The sequence below is a fragment of the Streptomyces sp. TRD_SC_5 genome, from assembly GCF_056836825.1.
On record NZ_JBWZZS010000001.1, the window covers coordinates 441,776 to 466,366 of the forward strand.

The following is a 24,591-nucleotide window of genomic DNA, read 5'->3' on the forward strand; positions in this document are numbered from 1 at the left end:
CGGTCGGCCGTCACCCGTCATCGCCCCAGGACGATGTCTCCAGCAGCCGGATACGACGCTCCACCCGCGACGGCACCCGGCGCCGCCGGGACAGCGCCGCGGGCAGCCGCCGGGCGGTGTCGGCCAGCGCGAGCCGCGCCTGCGGATCGTCACGGCTGTCCATGGCCAGCCTCGCCGACTGCGCGAGGGCCTGCCGCAGTGGCCGCCGCAGCCATGCGGTGAGCAGTTCGTTGCGGCGCATCCGGGCCACCCGGCCGGGGCGGGTGTCCCCGTCCGGGTCGTGCCGGGCGACGACGCCGGGACAGTACGCCAGCCCCCAGCCGTGAGTGTCGAGGTCGATGGCGAGCAGCTGCTCCTCACCGCCGACACCCAGCAGCGGATGGAATCCGCCCACTTCCAGGAAGGCAGCCCGTCGCACCACGGCCGCGCACGCGAGGAATCCGAGTACGGAACGGCCTGGCAGGTCCGGTTCCTGGCCCAACGGCGAGTCGCGCAGCTCCTCGTTGAGCGGATCGGGGTCCGCGTCCGGACCGACGAGTGTGGTGGCGGACACCAGCCCCAGGCGGGGGTACGCGTCGAGCACGTCGGCCGCCCGGTCGAGGGCTCCCGGTTCCCACCACGAGTCGTCGTCGCTGAAGGCGATGTACGGCGTGCGGAGTGCGGCGGCGCCGTACGTACGCCCGGCAGCGGCCAGGTTACGGCCCGGTGTGAGCAGTCGTACCGCGGGGAACCGTGCGCGCACCGCGTCCGCGGTGCCGTCCGTGGAACCGTTGTCGACGACCGCGACCGGTGGCCGCTCCGGGAGCCCGGCCAGGCGGTCCAGGGTGCGCAGCAGGCTCGTACGCCGGTTCCTGGTGATCACCACGATTCCGGTGCGCGGCCCGTCCGCCGGCTGCTCGCTCACCACGGCGGCGGCCCGCGTGCGGCCGGTCGGCCGCCCGCTCACCGCGAGCCCTCCGGAACCAGCGGCCGGTCCGCCTCCGTACCGTGGTCCGGTTCCGGCAGTTCGCGTACCGCCTCGACGACCTCGTCGACGGTGATCCGCAGCAGCCGCTCGTCCGGCAGCGGACCGTGGGCGTCCCCGGGACGCGGTGAGTCGTCGCCGCCGGGATGCCACAGCACCCGGTGCCGGGCGCGGGGCGGCGGTCCCCACAGGCGCGGGGAGACCGGGCCGAACAGGACGACCGACGGTGTGCCGAGCGCCGTCGCGAGGTGGGCGAGCCCGGTGTCGCCGGCCAGCACGCAGCGGGCCCGGGCGACGAGCGCGGCGAGCTCGTCGAACGGCACATCACCCGCACCGCCCAGCACCGCGTCCGGCGCCAGCCCGGCCTCCGCCGCCACATGCCGGGCCAGCGGGCCCTCCCCCGCGCCGGCGGTCACCACGACCTCGTGCCCCGAGCGGTGCAGCGCCCCCACCACGGCCGCGAACCGCTCCCTCGGCCAGCGGCGGGCCGCCGCGTCGGCGCCGGGGTGCACCACGACCGCGCCCGGGGCCGGGGAGGGGACGTCGGGCGGCGGCAGCCACAGTTCCTCGGGGTCCGCCGCGATGCCGTACCAGTCGAGCAGCCGGCACCAGCGGTCCCGTTCGTGCTCGTCGGGGCGCCAGCACGGGCCGTGGACACCGGGTGTTTCCGGGTGCGCGTACGCGAAGAGCCGCCCCGGCCGCAGCCGCTGGAGCAGCAGATGGCTCGGCGGCCCGTTGCCGTGCAGGTCCACGGCGATGTCGGGCTCGCGGCCGTCCCAGGCCAGCTCGGCGGGCACGCCCCGCCCGGGGGCCGAGGCGGGCAGCAGCCGGTCCACCAGGCCCGTCGCGGCCGCGGCGGCGGTCAGCCGCTCGGGCGCCGCCAGCACCACCTCGTGCCCGGGCAGACCGCGCCGCAGCGCGCGCAGGGCGGGCACGGCGGTCAGCAGATCGCCGAGCCCGAGCGCCCGCAGTACCAGCACGCGCGGCCGGGCCCTCCCCGGAGCCTCGCCGCCGCTCGTCAGCGGCTGTGTCCGCTTCTCGGCACTCATGTCGTGGCTGCCTCTCCTCATTGGCGTCGTTCGGGTCCGTACGTGGCCGGCAGGCCCGGGTCAGGGCGAGGCCGGCCGCACCCGTACGGCCGCCTGCGCCGCCCGGTGGGCCAGCAGCGTGGTGGAGCGGCCGACCAGATAGGGGAGTACGACCGCCTGTCCGCCCCACGTGCGCAGCACCTCGGCCTCGGGAAGGTCTTCGACGGAGTAGTCGCCGCCCTTCACCCAGACGTCGGGCCGCAGCCGGCTCAGCAGCGCGGCCGGGGTGTCCTCCTCGAAGACCGCGACGGCGTCCACGCTGCCGAGCGCGGCGAGGACCCGCAGCCGGTCCGCCACCGGATTGAGCGGGCGCCCCGGCCCCTTGCGGCGCGTGAGCGACGCGTCGGAGTTGACGCACACGATGAGGCAGTCACCGATACGCCGGGCACTCTCCAGCAGCCCGACATGACCGGCGTGCAGCAGGTCGAAGCAGCCGCCGGTCGCGACCACCGTGCCGCCGCGCGCCCGGACCCGCTCCGCGAGAGCGAACGGGTCCGTCTCCGGGGCCTCTTCCTCGGGGCCGGAGGCAGGCTCCGTGCGCCACAGCGCCGGGTTGCCCGCGCCGCCCGCCGCCACGAAGGCGGCGGCTTCGGCGACGGCCCGCTGCACTGCCTCCTCCGGAAGCAGCCCGTCCGCCAGCGCCGCGGCCGTCGCGGCGGCGAAGCAGTCGCCCGCCCCGCACGGGTCGCCCTGGGCGCGGTACGGCGCCGGGACGAGCATCGGCGTACCCGCGCCGGGGCGGGTGAGCAGCACGCCGCGCTCCCCGAGCGTCACGGCGACGGCCGCCGCCCGCCAGCGCTCCGCCAGGTCGCCTCCGCGCCGGGCGTAGGCCCGCAGGGACTGGCCGTCGGCGGGGCTCAGCGCGCAGGCCTCCGCGCCGTTCGGGGTGACGATCCGCGCCCCCGGCACCGGGTCGTCGCCGCTCAGGTGGGGGTCCCACACCAGCGGCGTGCGGCGGGCCACGGCCTCCAGGTGCGGTCGAACGGCACTCGCCGTGTGGCGCCCGTAGTCGGCGACGAGTACGGCGTGGGCCTGCGCCAGTGCCTCGCGCACCGCGTCGTCCGGCTCGCCGGGCGTCCCGCCGCCGCGGTCGATGCGCACGAGTGGCCGGCCTCCGGCCAGTACCCGCGTCTTCACCGGCAGGGTGCCGTCCAGCGGGATCTCCACCAGCTGGACCCGGCCGCGCAGGGCGCGGCGTACGGCTTCGCTCGCCGGGTCGTCGCCGAGCGCGGTCACCAGGATCACTTCGCGGCCGCCCCGGGCGGCCAGCGCGGCGGCCAGTCCTGCCCCGCCCGGGTGGCTCTGGTCGCCGGTGACGTCGACCACGGGGGCGGGTGCGTCCGGGGACAGCCGGGTGGAGACGCCTTCGATGTCCTCGTCGAGCAGTACGTCGCCGACGACGACCAGGGGCTTGCGGGCGGTCATGACAGCCTCCGATCGGCCGCGACAGGCCTGGCGGTGGTCCGGTCCGGAGCGGGCGCCCCGCCCGCCGCGTCGAAGCATTCGCACAGCAGGTGTACGGCGACGAGGTGGGCCTCCTGCACGGTCGCCGTGGTGTCGGCGTCGACGCACAGGGCCTCGTCGGCCGCCTCGGCCAGCGGGTTGGGGCCGGGTCCTGTCAGCGCCCATACGCGCAGTCCCGCCGCGCGGCCCGTCACGGCCGCCGCGATCAGGTTGGCGCTGCGGCCTGAGGTCGACAGGAGGACCAGGATGTCGCCGGGGCGGCCGTGCGCGGACACCTGGCGGGCGTACACCTGGTCGAACCCGTAGTCGTTGGCGATGGCCGTCACGCTGGAGGTCTCCGCGTGCAGGGCGATGGCCGAGTAGGCGGGGCGTTCCTGCCGGTAGCGTCCCACCAGCTCGGCGGTCAGGTGCTGGGCCTGGGCGGCGCTGCCGCCGTTGCCCGCTGCCATCAGCCGGCCGCCGACGGGGAGTACGGCGGCGAGTTCGGCGCCCCAGGCGGCGAGTTGAGGAAGGCTCCGGCGCCGGAAGCCGGTGAGCGCGTCCTGCAGTGACTGGCAGTGCCGGTGCGCGGCGTCGAGTACAAGGGATTCGTTCATGCTGGCCGGGCGTACCGCGTCCGGGGGGACGACGGCCGGACCCGCACCTCCTTCGGACATCGGTGCTGCGCGGTCGGTCGGGAACACTGCGGCCGGTCGGACCGGGGTTCAGATCGCCCCCGTGACGGCGGGCTGCGGGGTGAGCACCTCGCAGTACACGGACTCGGTGGCCGCGGCGACTCTCGGCCAGCCGTAACGGCTCAGCACCCGGCGGCGGCCGGCCTCCCCGCACGCCTCCCGGACGGCGGGGTCGGCGAGCAGTTCGCCGACGGCGCGGGCGAGGGCCTCGGGATCGCCGGGCGGCACCAGCCGTCCGGTGGCCGGGTCGGCGACGGTGTCGAGCTGCCCGCCCACCCCGCTGGCGACGACCGGCTTGCCGCAGGCCATGGCCTCCAGCGGCGCGATGCCGAACGGCTCGTAGTCGCCCGGGCACAGCACCACATCGGCGGTCCGCAGCAGCGGCGCCACCTCCTCGCCGGCCACGCCGCCCGTGAACCGCACCCGGTCCGCGACCCCGGCGTCGCGGGCGAGGTCGCGCAGCCGGCGCACCTCGGGGTCGTCGTCGAGCCGGTCCGCCGCCGGCCCGCCCACCACCAGGAGTTCCGTGTCGGGCAGCCGGGCGAGCGCGCCGATGGAGATGGCGGCGCCCTTGCGCGGGACCAGGCGGCCGAGCTGGATCAGCCGGTGGCGGTACGTACCGTCCCGGTCGGCGACCGGACCGTACGGTGTGAACTCACCGGTGTCGACGCCGCACGGCACGACGCTGACCTTGCCGGCGGGTACGCCCATCCGGCCCAGTTCGGCGACCTCGTCGCGGCAGGTGGCGACGACCCGGTCGCAGCCCAGGCCCACCTCCCGTTCGCAGGCGATCCGCGCGGGCGGGCTGGTGTCGGCACGCCTCTGATGGCGTCGCTTCACCGTTCCGAGCGCGTGGTACGTGTGCAGGAGCGGCAGCCGCAGTTCGCGCGTGGCGTGGAGCGCGGCGAGCCCCGACATCCAGAAGTGCGAGTGGATGAGGTCGGGGGGCAGTACCTGCCACTCCCTCGCCAGGTAGCGGCCGAACGCCAGCATGTGGGGCAGGAGTTCGTCCTTGGGGATCTGCTCCGGCGGTCCCGCGGGCACATGGTGCACCTCGACGCCCACTCGCAGTGGCACCCGGTCCGGCAGGTCGCGTGAATCCCGCCGGGTGTAGACGGTGACGCTGTGACCTCGGTCGGCGAGTGCGCCCGCAAGGCGCGCGACATGGACGTTCTGGCCGCCCGCGTCCACTCCGCCCAGGGCGGCGAGGGGGCTCGCGTGCTCGGAGACGAGCGCTATCGACAGGGCGGCGGTGCTGCCGATGCCGGTGCCGATGCTGATGGGGCCGAGGGATGTCATGAGCGCACCTCCGTCATCACGCGCTCCCAGTCGTTCAGGAAGCGTTTGAGCCCGTACCGTTCGAGTGCCGCCTGGCGGCCGCGCGCGCCGTCCTCGGCCGCGGCTTCCGGTTCCTCCAGGTAGTGCCGGGCGGCGCGCGCGAGTACTTCGGGCCGGGTGGACAGCGTTCCGGTGCCGGGCGGGATCGCCTCGACCGCTTCGGTGGTGGCGAGCGCCACGACGGGCATGCCCAGATGCATGGCTTCCAGCAGGGACAGCCCGAGCGACGTCCAGCGCACCGGATGCAGATACAGACGTCGTTCCGCCAGGGCGGCGTGCAGTTCGCGCTGGGGAAGATCGGTGGCGTGCAGCCGGTCGTCGGATATGCCCAGATGCGCGGCCAGGCCCTCGGTGCGCATGCCGAAGACGTCCAGCGGCGTCGATTCGGACAGCGCGGCCAGCAGGTCCGTACCGGTGTAACGGCCGCGCCGGACCGGGTCGTTGACCACGACGGCGGCGCGCGGGAGCCAGCCGGTGTACTGGTGCCCCGGGTCGACGATGCCGTGCTCGACGACCTCGGTGCGCGTGGAGCCGTTGTCCCAGAACAGCCGGTTGAAGTGCGTGACATGGACGAGCGTCAGGTCGTCGCGGTCCGCGAAGGGGTGCCTGGTGTCCGGTACGTCGCCGTCCGGCGTGTTGTGCTCCAGATACACGGCGGGTACGTCCCGGCCGGGGCGGCGTCCGCCCAGCCAGCGTTCGGCGAGTTCGAGTTCGTGCGGCCGCTGGAGGACGACGAGGTCGACCTGCGCTTCGCGCAGCTCCTCGGGCGTCAGCTCCCGTACCGAGTCGGGCCAGGTGTAGGTCCTGGCCCGGCCGAGCCCGTCGGGATCGCGGCCGGGCGTGACGGGAACGAGATAGGTGTGAGGTCCCTGGACGAACGCCGTGGTCCAGGAACCGTGTACGTGCCACAGCAGGATGTTCATGCGGTCGCTCCTCCTCGTTCCTTTTCGGATACGCCGCCCGGCACCGCCGGGCAGCCCGCTTCGGGCCGCGTACGGCCGCCGAGTGCGGCCACGGCGGCGAGCACCTCCGCGTCGCCGACCCCGTCGAGGCAGGGGTGCCCCGGAGCCGGGCAGCGCCGGGCCCTGGTCCCGGCACACGGCGCGCCCTGGTCACCGAGCAGCACGTGGGGTACGCCGTACGGGCCCCAGCGCTCGGCCGGCACGACCGGCGCGAACAGGGAGGCGACGGGGGTCCCCACGGCTGCGGCGAGGTGCGCGGGGCCGGTGTTGCCGACCACCGCGACGCGCGCTGCGGCAAGGACACCCGCCAACTGGTGCAGGTCGGTGGCGCCGCCGAGGTCGAGGGCGTGCTTTCCGGCGACTTCGGCGGTCAGGTCCTTCTCCGCCCGGCCACCGGTCACCACGACACGGTGGCCCTCGGCGCAGAGCGCGGCGGCGGCCCGCGCGGCGCGTGCGGCGCTCCAGGCGCGGGCCGGGACGGCGGCGCCGGGATGCAGGACGACGTACGGGCCGGGGCCGGTCAGGTCGGCGGTGTCGGGCGGGGGGATGATGCGCAGCGCGCCGTCGTCACCGGGCGGCAGCGGGAACCCGGCGTCCCGCGCCAGATCCAGGGCCGCCTCGGCCTCATGGCGGTGGGGCAGCCGGTGGTGCCGCAGGTCGAGGAGGGCGCCGGGGTAGTCCTCACTGTCGGCGGCCGTCCATCGCACGCCCGCGAGTTTCAGCAGCAGGGCGGCGGGGAGGGGGCTCTGGTGGTATGAGACGAGCACCAGGGCGCGGTCGAAGCGGCGGGCGGAGAGTGCGTCCAGCAGCTCCCGGGTGGCCTCGCCCGTCACCGGCGCGGGTTCGATCCCGACCCAGGGGGCGTCGTACACCAGCACCTCGTCCACGCCGGGGAGCAGCCGCGCCGCCTGAACGCCGAGCGGCCCGCACAGCAGGGCGGTGTGCGAGGAGCCGGCCGCGACGGCCCGTACGGCGGGACCGGCGAGGAGTACGTCGCCCGCGCTGTCCAGGCGCACGACGAGGGTCCGGGGATCGGTCATCGCGGGTCCCCCGCCTTTGGACCGGCGGCGGCGCCGGAGCGGTTCAGGACAGACGCGGCGCCGGGAGACAGCACCAGCCGCACCGCCTCGAGCAGGTCGACGGCCGTCTCGTGGGCCGCCTCGGTCTCCTCGGGGCGGGTGACAGGGGTCGGCACCAGCACACCGCGCGCGCCCGCGGCGCGGGCGGCCGCCACATCGGAGCCGATGTCCCCGATCACGACGGTGCGCGCGGGTGACACGCCGAGCCGTTCGCAGGCGGCGAGTACCAGACCCGGCGCGGGCTTGCGGCAGCCGCAGCCGTCCTCCGGCCCGTGCGGACAGACCGCCCAGACCGCGAACGGCCCGAGGAGCGCCTCAACTCGCAGTTGCACGGATTCGACCTGACGGCGGCTCAACAAGCCACGGGCGACGCCCGACTGGTTGCTCACCACGCCCACCGGAATCCCGAGCGAGCGCACTGCGGCAACGGCTTCCCGCGCCGACGGCATGAGCTCCACCAGCGCCGGGTCCCCGTTGTACGGCACATCGGCCACAAGCGTCCCGTCCCGGTCGAAGAGCACCGCCTCCACAAGCCCCTCACGCGCGCCCTTCAACGGCGCCGACCATCCCTGCCGGGCGTCCGGAGACTCGTCCCGGCGAGCATCCGCGGACCCGGCCGGCCCGTACGAGGCCGACGAAGCGCCCGCGTGCCCGCCCGAGGGAACGTCGAACAGCCAGAGGCCATTCGCGGGCTCCGCCGGCCGGGGCGTTGGAGGGCGGGTCATGGCCGCACCCGTACCTGGACCGGCTCGCGCGGTGCGCGCGGCGGGGCCGCGGCCTCGTGCGGGCCGAACGGAGTCGCGTGGCGGTACTTGACCCGGCCGCGCAGCCAGTGCCACGTGGCGGCGGGCGGGATGAGCACGCTCGTCAGGGCCATGGTCGCGACCTCGTCCCGGGTCCGTGGGCCCGGCTCGATCCGCGCCCGGGCGAACTCGGCCGTGCCGGCCAGCCACACGGCGGCGCACGCCGCTGCCGTTCCTCGCCGCCCGGCCACGGCACACGACATGGCCGTCAGCGCGGCGCCCGTCACCACGAGGTGGCGGGGCAGGCGCCCTCGTGGCGCGTCCGCCCGGGTCCACCAGTTCCGGCCGTGCCGCCGGTTCATCAGTACGTCGTCCGCGTTGCCCCGCTGGAGGCGTACGGAGATCATGCGGTCGGCGCGGCGGACCGGGTGGACCGTGCTCCGCGTTCCCGCGTTCACCGTCCAGCCCGCCGACAGCACCCGCAGCGCGAGGTCGGCGTCCTCACGGAAGGCCCGGCGGAAGCGTTCGTCGAAGCCGCCGACGGCTTCGAGCGCGTCCCGGCGGTACGCCATGTCGGCCGTGATCCACCGCGCGGTGGCCAGCCCGGCGGTGTTGCGTTCCCAGTCCGTGGGCCGCCGGTCGGCGGGGAGCGGCACCGTGATGCGGGCGGTGACCGCCGCCGTCCGGTACGTCGCCGCCGCCAGGTCCCTCGCGAGGTCGGCGGCCCAGGTCGGGCCCGGTACGACGTCGTCGTCCAGGAAGACCGCCCACGGCACGGGCCCGGCTTCCCGCCAGCCCCTGTTGCGCGCCGCCGCCGGACCCCGGGCCCGGCCGGTCACCACGGTGGTGAGCGGCCGCAGCACCTCCGGAACATCGACCGGAAGGGGTACGCCGCCGGGTTCGCGGCGGTCGTCGACGAGCACCACCTGAGCGGGCTTCGGTCCGGTGCCGGCGGCCAGCGCCCGCAGGCACGCGTTCAGGCTGCGGCGTCCGATCGTCGGAATCACCACCGCGTAGGCGGGAGCGGGCACCGCTGTTTCCTCTCCGTACGGAGTCATCGCACCGCCCCGTCGTCGTAGGTGTCCGAAGAGTGGAAGAACTCACCGCGCCGGATCGCGTACGGCCCGATCGCCAGCAGGTCCACGGGCGACGAGCCGAAGCACTCCAGCGCGTCGCGCGGGTCGTCCACCATGGGCCTGCCCGCCGTGTTGAGGCTGGTGTTGACGACCACGGGCAGGCCCGTGAGCCGCTCGAATTCGCTGAGCATCCGGGCGACCAGCGGCTCCCGCGCCGGGTCCACGGTCTGGATGCGGGCGGTCCCGTCGACGTGCACGACGGCCGGGATGCGGTTGCGCCACGCCTCGGCCACATCGTGGACGAAGAGCATGTACGGGCTGGGCATCGGGCCGTCGAAGATCTCGGGTGCCCGGTCGGCCAGCACCATGGGCGCGACCGGCCGGAACTGTTCGCGGCCCTTGACGTCGTTGAGCCGTTCCAGATTGCCCGCGTGCCCGGGATGGGCCAGCAGCGAGCGGTGGCCGAGCGCCCTGGGCCCGTACTCCGAGCGTCCCTGGAACCAGGCCACGATGGCGTTGTCGGCCAGCGCCCGGGCCACGGTCGCGGCGATGTCCGCCGGCCGGTCGAACGGCACGGCCGCCGTCTTCAGCCAGGCTCCGAGCTCCGCGTCCGACCAGTCGCGGCCGAGGTCCGCGCCGGCCATGGGCTCCGGCTCGTCCCCTCCGTCGGCGGCGAGCAGCAGGGCGCTGCCGAGCGCGGTCCCCGCGTCACCGGCGGCGGGTTGCACCCACACGCGGGAGAAGGGGCCTTCGCGGGCGATCCGGGAGTTGGCGACGCAGTTGAGCGCGACGCCTCCGGCGAGCGTGAGGAGGCTGTCGTGCGTCTTGCCGTGCAGCCAGCGCACGAGGTCCAGGAGTGTTTCCTCCAGGACGGCCTGGGCGCTCGCCGCGACATCCGCGTGGTCCTGGGTCCATGCCTCGTCGGGGCCACGCGGCGCGCAGAACTCGTGCCAGGGCACCCCTGTGGCGTGGAACCCGCCGTCGCCGGTGGGGTACACGTGGCGGCGCAGCTCGGGCAGCATGCGCGGGGTGCCGTGCGAGGCGAGCGCCATGACCTTGAACTCGTCCGACGAGCGCAGGAATCCGAGGTGCTCGGTGAGTTCCTCGTAGACCAGACCGAGCGAGTGCGGCAGGTCCTGCGCGTGGAACGCCTCGAGCCGGCCCCGGATCCGGCGCGCGGCGAGGTGCGAGGCGCGTTCCCCGCGCCCGTCGAGGACCAGTACGGACGAGGTCTCGGCGTCGGACGCGGCGAACGCGCTCGACGCGGCATGTGCCATGTGGTGCGGTACGAACCGGACGATGCCGGGGTCCAGTCCCGGCAGGGCGTCCTTGAGGAACGCGGGGGCCTGGCGGGCGTACGTCAGCCGCAGGTGGTCCCAGGGGTCGTCGAGGCCCATCGCCTCGGCGGCCCTGGCGAGTTCCGGATCGAAGGAGTACGCCACCGCGTCGAGGTCCTGCGGGCGCAGGTTGGCGCGCTTCAGGCACCAGGCGGCGGCCTTCTCCGGCAGTTCCCAGGCGGAGAACGGCACGGGGCGCTTGCCGTGCTTGCGCCGGGAGAACCGCTCCTCCTCCGCCGCGGCGACGGTCCGGCCGTCGATGACGAGGGCGGCTGCGGGGTCGTGAAAGAGAGCGTTGATTCCGAGGATGCGCATGGGGGTCCCAGGCCTTTCGGCGAATCGGGGCGAAGCCGGGTCGCGCGGGGAGGCGCGGCCGGGAGGGCATTCGGCCGGATCAGCTGTCCACGTGGGCGCGATACCAGGCGATGGTGCGCTGCAGGCCTTCTTCGGCGGGCACCCGCGGCTCCCATTCGAGCTTGTCGCGGGCCAGCGTGATGTCCGGGCAGCGCACGGCGGGGTCGTCCGTCGGCCGTTCGATGAACCGGATCTCGGAGCTCGATCCGGTGAGTTCGATGACGAGCCGCGCGAGTTCGAGCATGGTGATCTCGGTGGGGTTGCCGATGTTCACGGGGCCGCGCATGCCGTGGGCCGCCGCGGCGAGAATGCCGCGCACAGTGTCGTCGACGTAACAGAGCGACCGGGTCTGGAGCCCGTCACCGGTGACGGTGAGCGGCTCGCCGGCGAGCGCCTGGCGGATGAACGTCGGTACGGCGCGGCCGTCGTAGCCGCGCATGCGGGGGCCGTAGGTGTTGAAGAGCCGCACGATGCCGGTGTCGGTGCCCTGGGCGTCGGCCTCGGCGGTGGTCAGCGCCTCGCCGAAGCGCTTGGCCTCGTCGTACACGCTGCGCGGCCCGACCGGGTTCACGTTGCCCCAGTACCGCTCGTTCTGCGGGTGCTGCTGGGGGTCGCCGTAGACCTCGGAGGTGGAGGCGAGCAGGAAGCGGGCTCCGGCGCGGTGGGCGATGGCCAGGGCGTTGCGCGTACCGAGGCTGCCGACCTCCATGGTGTGCAGTGGCAGTCGCAGGTAGTCGGCGGGGGACGCCGGGGACGCGAAGTGCAGTACGAGGTCGGGCTGTTGTCCGACCTCGAACGGCTCCGAGACGTTGGCCCGCACCAGCGTGAACCCCGGCCGGTCGACGAGCGCGGATATGTTCTCGGGCCGACCGGTGCTGAAGTCGTCCACACAGGTGACTGCGGTGCCCGCGTCCAGGAGCGCGGTGCACAGGTGCGAACCGACGAAGCCTCCACCACCGGTGACGACGGCGTGTTCCCAGTGGCGTGAGAAAGCGGCGTTCATTTTGGTCTCCTCCGACCCGAGGGGTGAGCCTCCGATCAGAGTCGGCCCCGCCGGGGCACAAGGCGCGGTGATGTAGGGCAACCGGGTGACGTACGGAGAGTGAGCGGCGCGGTGGGCGGGACTCGCAGGAGGGCCGAGAGGGTGACAGCGCCTGCGGGAGGTATCCGTCCACAGGGGCCGTGGCATGTATCGGCCCATGAACGTGAATCCGATCGAAATGCAGAAGTCCCTCGGCGGCGTGAGTTACCCCGCCTCCAAGAAGCAGATCATGGAAAAGGCGGAGAGCAACGGCGCCGGCCCGGACATCAAGGAGGCACTCAAGTCTCTGCCGGAAAAGGAGTACGACTCCCCCGCGGCCATCAACAAGGAAGTCGGCAGGTAACCGCTGCCCAAGCCGGACCGGCTTTTCTCAGCAGGTGCGCGTCGGCCCGGGATCAGGCGCTCGGCGCCGGCCCGGGCTTCAGTCGGTCGAGAAGGCGGTCGTGGTGCAGCTCGGCTATGGGCGCGAGGAGATCGGGGTGCCGCAGCAGCGCGGCGGCCCGCCGGTCGCGCGCGCCGGGCCTGACCAGGCGCCGGAACTCGACCGGCGAATCGTCCGCATCACGGGACTCGGCGAGCGCGGTCACCGCGGCTCCGGCCAGCCCGGGGGCGGCGAGCAGGCAGGCCGCCCAGCTCGCCACGACCTCGTCGACCCACGTACGCCACGCGTACGCGTCCGGGTCGTCGTCGGCGGCCGTGCCGTCGGCGCCGGTGACCCAGTCGAGCCGGGCAGAGCCTCCGGGCCCCGCCACCGAGACCAGCGCGGCGTCCATGGGCGTCGGATAGCGCAGCAGGGCCGCGACCGTCACCGCCTGCCGCGCCTGCGCCTCGCAGAGGGACCGGTCCATCGCGCCGCCGCCCGACGGGTAGGCGCGGGTCAGCCACTGAGCGGTCGCCGCTATGAGCGGAGAGAGATCTGCGGGCATGTCCTGGCCGTCCGAATTCATCGGGAGAGAAGTCCGGAACGCTACCCGGCGGCTTTCCGCCGGGAAGTGGTGCGGGTCACGAACGCACAGTGGCCTGGGCCACATCGACACACAAAGGAGCGACACCCATGGGACACGGCGGAGACGTCATCGCGGAATTGACCACCGACCATCAGGAAGTGGAGGAGCTGTTCACCAACATCGAGGAACTTCCGGCAGGCGACCGGCAGCGGAAGGTGTACGCGGACCAGGTCACCATGGAGCTGGTCCGGCACTCGGTCGCGGAGGAGGCGTACCTCTACCCGGCGGTCCGCGAGCACGTCCCCGGGGGTGACGCACTCGCGGACAGGGAGCTGGAGGACCACGCCGAGGCGGAGCGCACCATGAAGGACATGGAGAGCTGCGAGGCGGACGACCCCCAGTTCGACATGCTGGTGGGCAAGCTGATGACGGAGATCAGGACGCACATCCTGGACGAGGAGAACAACCTCTTCCCCCGGCTGCGAGAGGCCTGCTCCGCCGAGATGCTGAACGAGCTGGGCGACAAGGTCCGGCAGGCCAAGAAGACGGCGCCGACCCGCCCGCACCCTTCCGCCCCCGACCAGCCGCCGGCCAACAAGCTGCTGGCTCCCGGTATGGGCATGGTGGACCGGATGCGTGACGCGATGTCCGGCCGGGGCAAGAGTTCCTGAGGACCGCACTCGGCGCTCCCACCGGAGCGCCCTTGCACCTGGGCCGGACGCGGGACACGCGTCCGGCCCAGGTGCGCGTGGACGTCTCGGCGGGAGTCGACGTCAGTCGGTGGAGAGGGCTTCCAGAAGGTCGCCGACCTGCGGGTCGGGCAGGGCCCGGGCGACGTCGGCCTGGGCCACCATGCCGACGAGGTCGTGGCCGTCGATGACGGGCAGCCGGCGTACCTTGTGCGAGGTCATCGTGCGCAGGATCTCGCCGGCGTCGTCGTCGGCACCGATCGTCACCGCCTCGCCCTGCGCGAGTTCGCCCGCGTTGGTCTTCGCGGGGTCCTTGCCGGCCCCCAGCACCTTCACGACGATGTCGCGGTCGGTCAGCATGCCCTTGAGCTTGTTGTCGGTCCCGCAGATCGGCAGGGCGCCCACGCCCAGCTCCGTCATCTTCCGGGCCGCGACCAGCACCGTCTCGTCCGCTCCGATGCACTCGGTCCCGGGGGTCATGATCTCTCTGGCAGTTGTCACGTGTCGTCTTCCCGTCCTCGTGGCGAAGGGAGCCGCCCGGGGCTTCGCCACCCCGGGCCGGCTCCCTCTCACTTCCTACGCCCGCCCCGGACGGCGGCCAACGCGCCACGGCGCCACCGGACCGGCGTCATCCGATTGCCCGGTCCCACTGCCCCCCGGTCCCCGGACCGCGAGCCGGGGCCGACCGGGTGAAAGGCGAAGCACGACCCTGGCGGAAGGGGTACCTCTGCGCGGACGAACGGTTGGGTGCGCGAGGCGACACCAGGAAAGAGGAGTACATGCAGATCGGATACAAGCTTGCCGCCGAGGCGTTCGGCCCGGCCGAGCTGGTGCGCCAAGCGGTACTGGCGGAGCAGGCGGGCTTCGATTTCGTCGAGATCAGCGACCACTACCATCCCTGGCTCGACAACCAGGGCCATTCACCGTTCGCCTGGACCGTGCTGGGCAGTATCGCGGCGAAGACCTCACGGATCGGGCTGGCGACCGGCGTGACGTGCCCGATCGTGCGCTATCACCCGGCAATCGTGGCCCAGGCGGCGGCGACCCTCGCCCTGCTGTCCGACGGCCGTTTCGTGCTCGGCATCGGGTCCGGCGAGCGGCTCAACGAGCACGTCGTCGGCGTGGGCTTCCCCGACGCCGTCAGCACGCGCCACGAGATGCTGAGGGAGGCCCTGGAGATCATCCGCCTGCTGTGGCGCGGTGGCTACCAGTCGTACGACGGCAAGCACCTGCGGCTCCAGGACGCCCGGGTGTTCGACCTCCCCGAGGAGCTGCCGCTGATCGCGGTGGCCGCGAGCGGCCCGGCGTCGACGCGGATCGCCGCCGAGCTGGGCGACGGTCTGTTCGCCACCGAGGACAAGCCGGAGATCGTCCGGCAGTACCGCGACGCGGGCGGCAGCGGCCCGCACTACGCGGAGGTCCCGATGGCCTGGGCGCCCGACGAGCACACCGCCGCGAAGGCCGTCCTGGAGACCTCGCGCTGGGCGGTGACCGGGTGGAAGGTCATGAGCGAGCTGCCGAACCCGGTCAACTTCGACGCGGCGACCGCGACGGTGCGCGAGGAGGACATCCTGGAGAAGTTCGCCTGCGGCCCGGACCCCGCCCGGTACGTCGAGGTCGCCCAGCAGTTCGTCGACGCGGGATTCGACCGGCTGGTCATGCAGAACGCGGGGCCCGACCCCGACGGCTTCATCGATTTCTACCAGCGGGAACTGGCAGGCCGTATCCCGCAGTTGAAGCCGGGCGACGCCCGCGCCTGAATCCCCGGGAAACGGGACCGCCCCGGCCCGCGTGGGCGCGGGCCGGGGCGGAACGTACAGCGGGACCCGGGGCGGAACGCACCAGGTGCTGTCGCGTCAGCCGAGCGTCGAGATGGCCTGGTTGAAGGTCTTCGACGGACGCATCACGGCCTCGGCCTTGGCCGGGTCGGGCCGGTAGTACCCGCCGACGTCGGCGGGCGAGCCCTGCACCGCGATCAGCTCGTCGACGATGGTCTGCTCCTGCTCGGCCAGCGTCTTGGCGAGAGCGGCGAACGCCTCGCCGAGCTGCGCGTCCTCGGTCTGCTTCGCCAGCTCCTGGGCCCAGTACAGGGCAAGGTAGAAGTGGCTGCCGCGGTTGTCGATGCCACCGAGGCGACGACTCGGCGACTTGTCCTCGTTGAGGAAGGTGGCCGTCGCGCGGTCGAGGGTGTCGGCGAGCACCTGGGCGCGCGCGTTGTCCGTCGTCTGCGCGAGGTGCTCGAAGCTGACCGCGAGCGCGAGGAACTCACCCAGGCTGTCCCAGCGCAGGTAGTTCTCCTTGACGAGCTGCTGCACGTGCTTGGGCGCGGAGCCGCCGGCGCCGGTCTCGAACAGGCCGCCGCCGTTCATGAGCGGCACGACCGACAGCATCTTCGCGCTCGTACCGAGCTCGAGGATCGGGAACAGGTCGGTCAGGTAGTCACGCAGCACGTTGCCGGTGACCGAGATGGTGTCCTCGCCGCGGCGGATGCGCTCCAGGGAGAACGCGGTCGCCTCGACCGGCGTCATGATCTCGATCTGCAGGCCGTCGGTGTCGTGCTCGGCGAGGTACGTCTTGACCTTGGCGATCAGCTGCGCGTCGTGCGCGCGGCTCTCGTCGAGCCAGAAGACGGCCGGGACGCCGGTCGCGCGGGCGCGGGTGACGGCCAGCTTGACCCAGTCCTGGACCGGCAGGTCCTTGGTCTGGCACATGCGGAAGATGTCGCCCGCGCCGACGGCCTGCTCGAGCACGGCGTTGCCGGCCGCGTCGACGACCCGGACCGTGCCGGTGGCCGGGATCTCGAAGGTCTTGTCGTGGCTGCCGTACTCCTCGGCCTTCTGCGCCATCAGACCGACGTTCGGCACCGAGCCCATGGTCGCCGGGTCGTACGCGCCGTTCGCGCGGCAGTCGTCGATGACGACCTGGTAGATACCGGCGTAGCTGCTGTCCGGGAGGACCGCGAGGGTGTCGGCCTCCTCGCCGTCCGGGCCCCACATGTGGCCGGAGGTGCGGATCATGGCCGGCATCGAGGCATCGACGATGACGTCGCTCGGCACGTGCAGGTTGGTGATGCCCTTGTCGGAGTCGACCATCGCGAGGGCCGGGCCCTCGGCGAGCTCGGCCTCGAAGGACGCCTTGATCTCGGCGCCGATGTGCGGCACGGAGTCCAGGCCCTTGAGGATGCCGCCGAGGCCGTCGTTGGGCGTCAGACCGGCGGCTACGAGCGCCTCGCCGTACTTCGCGAAGGTCTTCGGGAAGAAGGCGCGCACCACGTGTCCGAAGATGATCGGGTCGGAGACCTTCATCATCGTGGCCTTCAGGTGTACGGAGAACAGCACGCCCTCGGCCTTGGCACGGGCGACCTGCGCCGTGAAGAACTCGCGCAGCGCCGCGACGCGCATGACGGCCGCGTCGACGACCTCGCCCTCCAGGACGGGCACCGACTCGCGCAGGACGGTGGTCGTGCCGTCGTCACCCACGAGCTCGATGCGCAGCGCGCCCGCCTCGGAGATGACCGCGGACTTCTCGGTGGAGCGGAAGTCGTCGGTGTCCATGTGGGCGACGTTGGTCTTGGAGTCGGCCGTCCAGGCGCCCATGCGGTGCGGGTGGGCCTTGGCGTAGTTCTTGACCGAAGCGGGGGCGCGGCGGTCCGAATTGCCCTCGCGCAGCACGGGGTTGACGGCGCTGCCCTTGACCTTGTCGTAGCGCGCGCGGACGTCCTTGTCCGCGTCGGTCTTCGGGTCGTCCGGGTAGTCCGGGAGCGCGTAACCCTGCTCCTGGAGCTCGGCGATCACGGCCTTCAGCTGCGGAATCGAGGCCGAGATGTTGGGAAGCTTGATGATGTTCGCGCCGGGCGTCTTCGCCAGCTCACCGAGCTCGGCGAGCGCGTCCTCGATGCGCTGGTTCTCCTGAAGGTGCTCCGGGAAGCCGGCGATGATGCGCCCCGCGAGTGAGATGTCGCGGCTCTCCACCGTGACCCCGGCCGTCGAGGCGTAGGCCTCGACCACAGGCAAGAACGAATACGTCGCCAGGGCCGGGGCCTCGTCGGTGTGTGTGTAGATGATGGTCGAGTCAGTCACCGGGTGCTCCGCTCCACGTCTGCAACATTGCTTGACATCAAGATATATCTAGACCGTACCTCGATCGACAGCGGCCGGTCAGCCCGCCAGAGCCGTCGATACGACGGCCTTGGCCTCCTCCTGGACGCGGGCGAGGTGGTCCGGGCCCAGGAAGGACTCGGCGTACACCTTGTAGACGTCCTCGGTGCCGGACGGGCGGGCGGCGAACCAGGCGTTCTCGGTGGTGACCTTGATGCCGCCGATCGGAGCGCCGTTGCCGGGCGCCTCGGTCAGTACGGCGGTGATCGGCTCCCCGGCGAGGATGTCCGCCGTGACCTGCTCGGGCGAGAGGCGTGCCAGTACCGCCTTCTCCTCCCGTGTCGCGGGGGCGTCGATGCGGGCGTAGGCGGGCTCACCGAAGCGCGCGGTGAGCGCCGCGTAGTGCTCGGAGGGCGACTTTTCCGTCACCGCGAGGATCTCGGAGGCGAGCAGCGCCAGGATGATGCCGTCCTTGTCGGTGGTCCACACCGAGCCGTCGCGGCGCAGGAACGAGGCGCCGGCCGACTCCTCCCCGCCGAAGCCGAGCGAACCGTCGGCCAGCCCTTCCACGAACCACTTGAAGCCCACGGGCACTTCGACGAGCTTGCGGCCGAGGTCGGCCGCGACCCGGTCGATCATCCCGGACGACACGAGCGTCTTGCCCACGCCGGCGTCCACGGGCCACTGCTCGCGGTGGGCGTAGAGGTAGGAGATGGCGGTGGCGAGGTAGTGGTTGGGGTTCATCAGGCCGGCGTCCGGGGTGACGATGCCGTGCCGGTCGGCGTCGGCGTCGTTGCCCGTGGCGATCTGGAAGCGGCTGCGCCCCTCGATCAGCGAGGCCATCGCGTACGGCGACGAGCAGTCCATCCGGATCTTCCCGTCCCAGTCCAGCGTCATGAAGCGCCAGGTCGGGTCGGTCAGCGGGTTGACCACGGTCAGGTCGAGCCGGTGCTGCTCGGCGATGCGGCCCCAGTACGCGACCGACGCCCCGCCCAGCGGATCGGCGCCGATGCGCACGCCTGCCGCGCGTACCGCGTCCAGGTCGAGGACGGACGGCAGGTCGGCGACGTAACGGTCCAGGAAGTCGTAGCGCCCGGTGGTGGGCGCGGCGAGAGCGCGGGTGTGGTTCAGGCGTCGTACGTCCTTCAGGCCGTCCGCGATGATCGCGTTGGCGCGGTCCTGGATCCAGCCGGTCGCCTGCGAACCGGCGGGGCCGCCGCTGGGCGGGTTGTACTTGAAGCCGCCGTCGGCGGGCGGGTTGTGGGACGGGGTGACGACCACCCCGTCGGCGAGGCCCGAGGTCCGGCCGCGGTTGTGGACGAGGATGGCGTGCGACACCGCCGGGGTGGGGGTGTAGCCGTCGGCCGTGTCGATGAGCACGGTCACGTCGTTGGCGGCGAAGACCTCGACGGCCGTGACGCGGGCCGGCTCGGACAGCGCGTGGGTGTCGGCGCCGAGGAAGAGCGGCCCGTCGATGCCCTGCCCGCTGCGGTATTCGCAGATCGCCTGACTGGTCGCGGCGATGTGGTCCTCGTTGAAGGCGGTGGCCAGCGATGATCCCCGGTGGCCGGACGTTCCGAACGCGACCCGCTGGCCCGGCTCCCGCGGGTCGGGGTGCAGCGCGTAGTACGCCGTCACCAGCCGGGCCACATCGGTCAGATCGTCCGGTCCGGCCGGCTGTCCCGCTCGCTCGTGCGCCATGTGCCCACTCCTCCAGATCGTTGGTGCCGGTGTCGACGTCAGTCACCCGTGGGTACCACACGGGCCTTTCCTTTGTGCGGCCGCATGGTGATTGACCAGGCTTTCCAAGTCGTCCACCGCTGCTTCGACGGTCGGCAGCGCGAGGGAGGCCAGCCGGGCCTGCTTCACTCGCCGCAGTACGGAGCCGTCGTCGAGCAGCCGGCGGCACGTCGACGCGATGCCGGACGGAGTGGGTTCGGTGACCTCGCTGCCGAGGCCCAGCTCCGTGACGCGCCGCGCGTTCATCGGCTGGTCCGCCGTCTGGGGCAGGACCGCCATGGGAGTCGCGGTACTGATCGACTCCCGCACGCCGGTGTAACCGCCGTGGGTGAGGAAGAGGTCGGCCGCTTCGAGCAGCAGTGGCTGCGGTACGTGATCGACGACATGCACATGGGGCGCGGGATCCAGACCGGCGACGGTCACACCGCTGGTGGACACCACGGCTGTGCAGTCGAGCCGCGACAGCCCTTCGATCATGGACCGCAGGACGGTCCCCGGATCCGGCTGGCCGGGCAGCGGCTGGTGCCCGTCCGGCGGGGGCAGGAAGAGCGGCAGGGCGCAGCCGATCCCGGCGTACACCAGTGGCCGGTCGGCGGGGAGGCCGACGATCCAGCTGGGAAGTTTCGCGCGGGGATCGGCGAAGGCCGGCTGCCGGTACGCGTGCGCGGGCGGGAGGTGCGGAGCGAAGGTGCAGGACGGCGGGAGGTAGTCCAGGTGGCCGTGCGGCATCAGGGACAGCGGGTCCCGCTGCGCGGGCAGGCCGGCGGTGGCGCGCCACTCGTTCAGGTGCCCGAGCAGAGCCGCCGGGTCGGTGAAGCCCTTCGCCCCCGACACCAGCGCCACCTGCGGGATCCCCAGTTGCTCGGCCACGAGGCAGGCGCCGACGTCCATCGCGTCACGCAGCAGCAGATCCGGCTTGAAGTCGTGGGCCATCGCGTCCAGCGCCTTGAAGTGACCGAGCAGGTGCGGGCCCGCGAGTACGAGTGCCGCCGAGTCCGGGGACGCCGTCCCGGTCTGCATGTGCCTGACGGCGTCCCGGGTTTCCTCCCCGGCCGTCATCGCGTCGCCGAACAGGCTGGGCAGACATGCCGTCGCGGTGACGCCCTGGTCCAGGAAGAAACCGAGCAGGTGCTCCTCGGTGGCGATGTGCACTTCGTGACCCGCGCCGGACAGCAGGCGCGCGAAGCGGAGGGCCTCGCGCGTATGGGATGGGGAGAGAATCGAAGTACACAGGACGCGCATGCCAGAGATCACCATTCGTTCGCTCGACAGCATTTTCCCGCTCGAATCATCCTCTTGAGCGGCCCGCGCCGACGCGGTGACGCACCGATCAATGTGATCAACGGGTTGGGCCGGGAGTGCGTCCGGTGATTCGATGTGACCTGTCCTCGCACCAACAGGTGCTCCGAGGACCGGATATCCCTCCTGGAGGACGCGCGCGATGGTGACGAGAGGACGTACGGGCTCGCCCACGCTCGAGGAAGTCGCCGCGTTCGCGGGCGTCGGGCGGGGCACGGTGTCCCGTGTCATCAACAAGGCGCCCGGGGTGAAGGACGCGACACGGCTGATGGTCGAACGGGCGATAGCCGAGCTCGGCTACGTTCCCAACCACGCCGCCCGCGCCCTGGCCGGCAGCCGCACCGACGCGGTGGCGCTGGTGATCACGGAGACCGAGCGGCGCTTCTTCGCTGAGCCGTTCTTCTCCGGCATCGTCCACGCGGTCGGCGCCGGACTGGCCGACACCGAGATCCAGCTGCTGCTGACGCTCGTACGCACCGAAAAGGAACGGCAGCGATTCGTGCAGTACGCGCGCGCCGGCCGGGTGGACGGGGTGCTGATGGTGTCACTGCACGGCGACGACCCGCTCCCCGACATGCTCGCCGAACTGGAACTGCCCACCGTCCTCAGTGGCCGGCGCTCCAGCGACGAGTCGGTGTCGTACGTCGACTCCGACAACGTCGGCGGGGCCCGGTCGGCGGTCCGCCACCTGGTGGACACGGGGCGGCGGGCCATCGCCACGGTGACGGGGCCACCGGACATGTACGTCGCGCAGTGCCGGCTCCGGGGCTACCAGGAGGAGATGCGGAAGGCCTTCGGCGAGGTGGAGGCGTCATTGATCGCGCAGGGCGACTTCACGGAGGAGAGCGGGCGCCGGGCGATGGCCGAGCTCCTGGAGCGCCATCCGGAGCTGGACGCGGTGTTCGCCGCGTCGGACACCATGGCCGCGGGCGCATTGCACACCTTGCGCGCGGCAGGCCGCCGGGTGCCGGAGGACGTGGCCGTCGTGGGGTTCGACGACTCCCCTCTCGCGCAGCACACCGATCCTCAACTCACCACCGTCCGCCAGCCGGTGGAGGAGATGGGCCGCGCCATGGCACGCGTACTGCTGGAGGACATGGACGAGCCCAGCGCGGCCTGGCGTCACGTCATCCTGCGCACGAAGCTGGTGGTGCGCGCCTCGGCCTGACGTGCGTCGCATTCACCGCGGCCGCGCAGTGCGGCGACCGCCGCGTCGGGTCCGTTCTCGTACCGGGCCAGTTGCGTCCTGGTCGGCGCGACACGCCATACGCCTCGCTCGGACACCATGCGCAGGGTGCCGGAGGCCTCCCCGCCCTGCCAGCCGATGTCGACCGTACGCCGGTCCAGCGGGACCGCCCGTACCGTCTGGAACGGGACGGCGAGCAGGGGGTGGCAGATCCGGTGCGTACGGACATAGGTGTCCCGGGGGACGTGTCGCTGGGCGCCGCTGCTCCATCCCTCCCATGCCGCCGACCAGTCTCCGCCGGAGAGCAGTCCGAGGTGGGTCTGCGCGGCCGACCGGGCGGCCTGCCCGGCGGTGGCTCCGGCCTCGGACGCCTGTCCCGTGGAGGCCGACGAGCCGGCGGTGTCGTGGGCGCGGCTGACCAGGGCCACCGCGATCAGTGCGGCGATCACGCAGGACAGCCGCAGCAGACGGGCGCGGTCGGCGCGCATATGACTCCTTCCGTGGCACGGGCCTCGAGGACCGGGGGCGTAGGCCCGGTCCTCGAGGCGGGGTGGGTGGTCAGTTGGCGTAGCGGACGGTGCCGTACTTCTTCACCAGGTCGGTGTTGGAAGAGACGTTCAGGTCCGCGGTGAAGCGGACGGAGTCACGGGTGGTCTCCAGGGCCACCGCGCCCTGGTTCGGGCCGCCGAGCTTGTACACCCAGGTGTGGCCGGGGTCGATGCCGCGCTGGGGAAGCGACACGTCGTGGAAGCCGAGGCGCGCGATGTAGAACGACGTACCGTCGCCCCGCTTGACCTCGAGGAAGTCCTGCTGCGGGTGCCCGAACGCCTGGGAGGCACCGTAGTGGTGCTGGTCGGAGCCGGACGGAGCGCGGAAGATCAGCACGCCGCAGTCCAGGTGGACCGGCTTGTCGGAGCGGTTGGTGAAGACCAGCTCCCGCAGCCCGTAACCGGTGGTGTTGTCGGCTCGCACGCTGACGGTGAGCGGGACGTTCGAGGTGAAGGACGTGGTCAGCGGCTCGTTCAGGATGGGGTTGGTGCCGGAGATCGGGTAGCTGGGGCTGGTGTGGCAGCGTTCGAGCGGGGTGGTGTACTGCGAGGCTCCGCCGGTCGGCAGCTGCTGGGTGAAGCTGTCCGGGCCGCCGGGGACGGCCGTGGTCTGGCCGGCGGCGGCGGTGGCCGTCCGGGAGGTGGTCAGTTGGACGGCGATCGTGGCGAGCACCAGTGCGAGGGCGGCGAGGCCGGCCAGGGCCAGTTGTAACGCGGGTCTGCGCATGGGGATTTCCTCCTGTGCGGGCAGGACGGATGAACAGGGTCCGAGCGGAAAAGGGAAGGGATTTTCGGGAGCGCTCCCATTCAGGGAGGCCGGCCGAATGCGGCCCCTTCCTCAACTTCACTGTGCGGAATTGACACGCTCCCGTCAATCGCTATCGGGCGACGTGAACCGGCCAAGAAGGCGTACGGCGGGCACATTCGGCCTGATGAGTCCTCGCCGGGCGGCGGCCGTGGTGCTATGCGCACGGGGCGCCCCCATGCCCAATCGCCTTGCGGGTCACGGCCCTTGCCAGTACCTCGGGAGGTCCCTACAGTCCTGCCCGAAGCACAAGTGGGAGCGCTCCCAGAGGCTCTGGGCGGGAGCGCTCCCATCCCACCCGCAACGCTTCTCACCGAAGGAGCCACATGAGACCGCTACCGCACGGTGTCCGGTCCGTCCGCACAGCAGTCATGACGATGCTGGTGGCCTTGGCGTCACTGGCCGCTCTCGTGACGACGGCAGGGCCCGCACAGGCCGACACGCTGATATGCGATCAGTTCGGTTCCACCACCATCCAGGGCCGCTACGTGGTCCAGAACAACCGCTGGGGCACCAGCGCCGCGCAGTGCGTCAACGCGACCGCGACCGGCTTCGAGGTCACGCGCGCCGACGGCGGCGTACCGACCAACGGGGCGCCCAAGTCGTACCCCTCCGTCTACAACGGCTGCCACTACACGAACTGCTCCCCCGGCACCAGCCTGCCGATGCGGGTCGACTCGATCAGCAGCGCGCCGAGCAGCATCTCCTACGGGTACGTCGCCAACGCGGTCTACAACGCGTCGTACGACATCTGGCTCGACCCGGCGCCCAAGACGGACGGCGTGAGCGAGACCGAGATCATGATCTGGTTCAACCGGGTCGGCCCCGTCAACCCGGTCGGTTCGAGGACCGGCACGGCGACGGTCGCCGGCCGCACCTGGGAGGTCTGGACCGGCAACAACGGCCTCAATGACGTGATTTCGTTCGTCGCGCCTTCGGCGATCGCGAGCTGGAGCTTCGACGTCATGGACTTCGTCGACCAGGCCGTGGCCCGTGGGCTGGCACAGGAGTCGTGGTACGTCACCAGCGTGCAGGCCGGGTTCGAGCCCTGGGAGAACGGGGCCGGCCTGAAGGTCGAGTCCTTCTCCTCCACGGTGAACGGCGGCGGTGGCGGCGGTCCGGGCGATCCCGTACTCGGGAACGTTCACCAAGCCGACGC

22 protein-coding genes and 1 pseudogene are annotated in these 24,591 nt (G+C 72.5%); 5 read left to right on the forward strand and 18 right to left on the reverse strand.

All coding sequences use genetic code 11. The features are described from left to right. Positions 1-10: 10 nt before the first annotated feature. From AC1P0E_RS02085 to AC1P0E_RS02135, 11 genes are all read right to left on the reverse strand, one after another. The gene (locus AC1P0E_RS02085) at positions 11-904 is read right to left on the reverse strand and encodes a glycosyltransferase family 2 protein (RefSeq protein WP_482745622.1); all 894 of its coding nucleotides are present in this window, start codon (positions 902-904) and stop codon (positions 11-13) included. 38 nt (positions 905-942) lie between these two features. After that, the gene (locus tag AC1P0E_RS02090; RefSeq protein ID WP_482740422.1) at positions 943-2,013 is read right to left on the reverse strand and encodes a glycosyltransferase family 9 protein; all 1,071 of its coding nucleotides are present in this window, start codon (positions 2,011-2,013) and stop codon (positions 943-945) included. 60 nt (positions 2,014-2,073) lie between these two features. After that, complete coding sequence (gene rfaE2 / locus AC1P0E_RS02095; RefSeq protein WP_482740423.1) at positions 2,074-3,477, reverse strand: D-glycero-beta-D-manno-heptose 1-phosphate adenylyltransferase; 1,404 nt, start codon at positions 3,475-3,477, stop codon at positions 2,074-2,076. Then, entirely contained in the window at positions 3,474-4,112 is a 639-nt protein-coding gene (locus AC1P0E_RS02100; RefSeq protein WP_482740424.1) for a D-sedoheptulose-7-phosphate isomerase, read from the reverse strand. The genes rfaE2 and AC1P0E_RS02100 overlap by 4 nt, the downstream gene beginning before the upstream one ends. Before the next feature lie 108 nt (positions 4,113-4,220). Continuing rightward, positions 4,221-5,489, reverse strand: coding sequence for a glycosyltransferase (locus AC1P0E_RS02105; protein ID WP_482740425.1), 1,269 nt, complete (start codon positions 5,487-5,489; stop codon positions 4,221-4,223). Beyond that, positions 5,486-6,451 (reverse strand): glycosyltransferase, encoded by a 966-nt coding sequence (locus AC1P0E_RS02110; RefSeq protein ID WP_482740426.1) that lies wholly within the window; start codon positions 6,449-6,451, stop codon positions 5,486-5,488. The genes AC1P0E_RS02105 and AC1P0E_RS02110 overlap by 4 nt, the downstream gene beginning before the upstream one ends. Further along, a complete protein-coding gene (locus AC1P0E_RS02115; protein ID WP_482740427.1) occupies positions 6,448-7,530 on the reverse strand; it encodes a glycosyltransferase family 9 protein in 1,083 nt (360 codons plus the stop codon). Before AC1P0E_RS02115 ends, AC1P0E_RS02110 begins: the two co-directional genes overlap by 4 nt. Continuing rightward, positions 7,527-8,123 (reverse strand): D-glycero-alpha-D-manno-heptose-1,7-bisphosphate 7-phosphatase, encoded by a 597-nt coding sequence (locus tag AC1P0E_RS02120; RefSeq protein ID WP_482745623.1) that lies wholly within the window; start codon positions 8,121-8,123, stop codon positions 7,527-7,529. The genes AC1P0E_RS02115 and AC1P0E_RS02120 overlap by 4 nt, the downstream gene beginning before the upstream one ends. 167 nt (positions 8,124-8,290) lie before the next feature. Then, a complete protein-coding gene (locus AC1P0E_RS02125; RefSeq protein ID WP_482740428.1) occupies positions 8,291-9,370 on the reverse strand; it encodes a glycosyltransferase family 2 protein in 1,080 nt (359 codons plus the stop codon). After that, positions 9,367-11,040: a carbamoyltransferase family protein gene (locus AC1P0E_RS02130; RefSeq protein ID WP_482740429.1), complete on the reverse strand. Its 1,674-nt coding sequence runs from the start codon at positions 11,038-11,040 to the stop codon at positions 9,367-9,369. The genes AC1P0E_RS02125 and AC1P0E_RS02130 overlap by 4 nt, the downstream gene beginning before the upstream one ends. Before the next feature lie 79 nt (positions 11,041-11,119). After that, the gene (locus AC1P0E_RS02135; protein ID WP_482740430.1) at positions 11,120-12,082 is read right to left on the reverse strand and encodes an NAD-dependent epimerase/dehydratase family protein; all 963 of its coding nucleotides are present in this window, start codon (positions 12,080-12,082) and stop codon (positions 11,120-11,122) included. A gap of 196 nt (positions 12,083-12,278) precedes the next feature. Here AC1P0E_RS02135 and AC1P0E_RS02140 point away from each other — a divergent pair, with 196 nt between their 5' ends. Then, positions 12,279-12,464, forward strand: a complete 186-nt coding sequence (locus AC1P0E_RS02140; protein WP_482740431.1) for a DUF2795 domain-containing protein — start codon at positions 12,279-12,281, stop codon at positions 12,462-12,464. A gap of 52 nt (positions 12,465-12,516) precedes the next feature. On the opposite strand, the gene AC1P0E_RS02145 is transcribed toward AC1P0E_RS02140, so the two are convergent. Continuing rightward, complete coding sequence (locus AC1P0E_RS02145; RefSeq protein ID WP_482740432.1) at positions 12,517-13,047, reverse strand: hypothetical protein; 531 nt, start codon at positions 13,045-13,047, stop codon at positions 12,517-12,519. A gap of 128 nt (positions 13,048-13,175) precedes the next feature. Here AC1P0E_RS02145 and AC1P0E_RS02150 point away from each other — a divergent pair, with 128 nt between their 5' ends. Further along, entirely contained in the window at positions 13,176-13,739 is a 564-nt protein-coding gene (locus tag AC1P0E_RS02150) for a hemerythrin domain-containing protein (RefSeq protein WP_482740433.1), read from the forward strand. Positions 13,740-13,841: 102 nt separating this feature from the next. On the opposite strand, the gene AC1P0E_RS02155 is transcribed toward AC1P0E_RS02150, so the two are convergent. Then, positions 13,842-14,258 (reverse strand): CBS domain-containing protein, encoded by a 417-nt coding sequence (locus AC1P0E_RS02155; protein WP_482740434.1) that lies wholly within the window; start codon positions 14,256-14,258, stop codon positions 13,842-13,844. A 278-nt stretch (positions 14,259-14,536) separates the two neighbouring features. Here AC1P0E_RS02155 and AC1P0E_RS02160 point away from each other — a divergent pair, with 278 nt between their 5' ends. Beyond that, positions 14,537-15,517, forward strand: coding sequence for a TIGR03557 family F420-dependent LLM class oxidoreductase (locus AC1P0E_RS02160; protein ID WP_482740435.1), 981 nt, complete (start codon positions 14,537-14,539; stop codon positions 15,515-15,517). 96 nt (positions 15,518-15,613) lie between these two features. Here AC1P0E_RS02160 and AC1P0E_RS02165 read toward each other — a convergent pair whose 3' ends face one another. The 3 genes from AC1P0E_RS02165 to AC1P0E_RS02175 form a co-directional block, all read right to left on the reverse strand. Next, positions 15,614-17,836 (reverse strand): NADP-dependent isocitrate dehydrogenase, encoded by a 2,223-nt coding sequence (locus tag AC1P0E_RS02165; protein WP_482740436.1) that lies wholly within the window; start codon positions 17,834-17,836, stop codon positions 15,614-15,616. Positions 17,837-17,914: 78 nt separating this feature from the next. Then, positions 17,915-19,555 carry a phosphoglucomutase (alpha-D-glucose-1,6-bisphosphate-dependent) gene (gene pgm, locus AC1P0E_RS02170; protein ID WP_482740437.1) on the reverse strand — a complete coding sequence of 547 codons (1,641 nt, stop codon included), beginning with the start codon at positions 19,553-19,555 and terminating at the stop codon, positions 17,915-17,917. 42 nt (positions 19,556-19,597) lie between these two features. Then, positions 19,598-20,851, reverse strand: coding sequence for a glycosyltransferase (locus AC1P0E_RS02175; RefSeq protein WP_482740438.1), 1,254 nt, complete (start codon positions 20,849-20,851; stop codon positions 19,598-19,600). A 184-nt stretch (positions 20,852-21,035) separates the two neighbouring features. Between AC1P0E_RS02175 and AC1P0E_RS02180 the strand changes: the two genes are divergently transcribed. Beyond that, positions 21,036-22,061, forward strand: a complete 1,026-nt coding sequence (locus AC1P0E_RS02180) for a LacI family DNA-binding transcriptional regulator (protein ID WP_482740439.1) — start codon at positions 21,036-21,038, stop codon at positions 22,059-22,061. Here AC1P0E_RS02180 and AC1P0E_RS02185 read toward each other — a convergent pair. Then, positions 22,016-22,567, reverse strand: coding sequence for a hypothetical protein (locus tag AC1P0E_RS02185; protein WP_482740440.1), 552 nt, complete (start codon positions 22,565-22,567; stop codon positions 22,016-22,018). The two genes, AC1P0E_RS02180 and AC1P0E_RS02185, sit on opposite strands and share 46 nt — an antisense overlap. Before the next feature lie 70 nt (positions 22,568-22,637). After that, on the reverse strand, positions 22,638-23,354 hold the full coding sequence (locus tag AC1P0E_RS02190; RefSeq protein ID WP_482740441.1) for a hypothetical protein: 717 nt from the start codon (positions 23,352-23,354) through the stop codon (positions 22,638-22,640). Between the two features lie 404 nt (positions 23,355-23,758). Here AC1P0E_RS02190 and AC1P0E_RS02195 point away from each other — a divergent pair. Then, positions 23,759-24,562 (forward strand): annotated as a pseudogene (locus AC1P0E_RS02195) (GH12 family glycosyl hydrolase domain-containing protein); the annotation flags it as partial. Positions 24,563-24,591 lie beyond the last annotated feature (29 nt).

Excerpts from the sequence above, each read along its gene's own strand:
- AC1P0E_RS02090 (WP_482740422.1), bottom strand. The coding sequence starts at position 2,013 with ATGAGTGCCGAGAAGCGGACACAGCCGCTGACGAGCGGCGGCGAGGCT.
- rfaE2 (WP_482740423.1), bottom strand. The coding sequence starts at position 3,477 with ATGACCGCCCGCAAGCCCCTGGTCGTCGTCGGCGACGTACTGCTCGAC.
- AC1P0E_RS02100 (WP_482740424.1), bottom strand. The coding sequence starts at position 4,112 with ATGAACGAATCCCTTGTACTCGACGCCGCGCACCGGCACTGCCAGTCA.
- AC1P0E_RS02105 (WP_482740425.1), bottom strand. The coding sequence starts at position 5,489 with ATGACATCCCTCGGCCCCATCAGCATCGGCACCGGCATCGGCAGCACC.
- AC1P0E_RS02110 (WP_482740426.1), bottom strand. The coding sequence starts at position 6,451 with ATGAACATCCTGCTGTGGCACGTACACGGTTCCTGGACCACGGCGTTC.
- AC1P0E_RS02115 (WP_482740427.1), bottom strand. The coding sequence starts at position 7,530 with ATGACCGATCCCCGGACCCTCGTCGTGCGCCTGGACAGCGCGGGCGAC.
- AC1P0E_RS02125 (WP_482740428.1), bottom strand. The coding sequence starts at position 9,370 with ATGACTCCGTACGGAGAGGAAACAGCGGTGCCCGCTCCCGCCTACGCG.
- AC1P0E_RS02130 (WP_482740429.1), bottom strand. The coding sequence starts at position 11,040 with ATGCGCATCCTCGGAATCAACGCTCTCTTTCACGACCCCGCAGCCGCC.
- AC1P0E_RS02135 (WP_482740430.1), bottom strand. The coding sequence starts at position 12,082 with ATGAACGCCGCTTTCTCACGCCACTGGGAACACGCCGTCGTCACCGGT.
- AC1P0E_RS02140 (WP_482740431.1), top strand. The coding sequence starts at position 12,279 with ATGAACGTGAATCCGATCGAAATGCAGAAGTCCCTCGGCGGCGTGAGT.
- AC1P0E_RS02145 (WP_482740432.1), bottom strand. The coding sequence starts at position 13,047 with ATGCCCGCAGATCTCTCTCCGCTCATAGCGGCGACCGCTCAGTGGCTG.
- AC1P0E_RS02150 (WP_482740433.1), top strand. The coding sequence starts at position 13,176 with ATGGGACACGGCGGAGACGTCATCGCGGAATTGACCACCGACCATCAG.
- AC1P0E_RS02160 (WP_482740435.1), top strand. The coding sequence starts at position 14,537 with ATGCAGATCGGATACAAGCTTGCCGCCGAGGCGTTCGGCCCGGCCGAG.
- pgm (WP_482740437.1), bottom strand. The coding sequence starts at position 19,555 with ATGGCGCACGAGCGAGCGGGACAGCCGGCCGGACCGGACGATCTGACC.
- AC1P0E_RS02175 (WP_482740438.1), bottom strand. The coding sequence starts at position 20,851 with ATGGTGATCTCTGGCATGCGCGTCCTGTGTACTTCGATTCTCTCCCCA.
- AC1P0E_RS02180 (WP_482740439.1), top strand. The coding sequence starts at position 21,036 with ATGGTGACGAGAGGACGTACGGGCTCGCCCACGCTCGAGGAAGTCGCC.
- AC1P0E_RS02185 (WP_482740440.1), bottom strand. The coding sequence starts at position 22,567 with ATGCGCGCCGACCGCGCCCGTCTGCTGCGGCTGTCCTGCGTGATCGCC.
- AC1P0E_RS02190 (WP_482740441.1), bottom strand. The coding sequence starts at position 23,354 with ATGCGCAGACCCGCGTTACAACTGGCCCTGGCCGGCCTCGCCGCCCTC.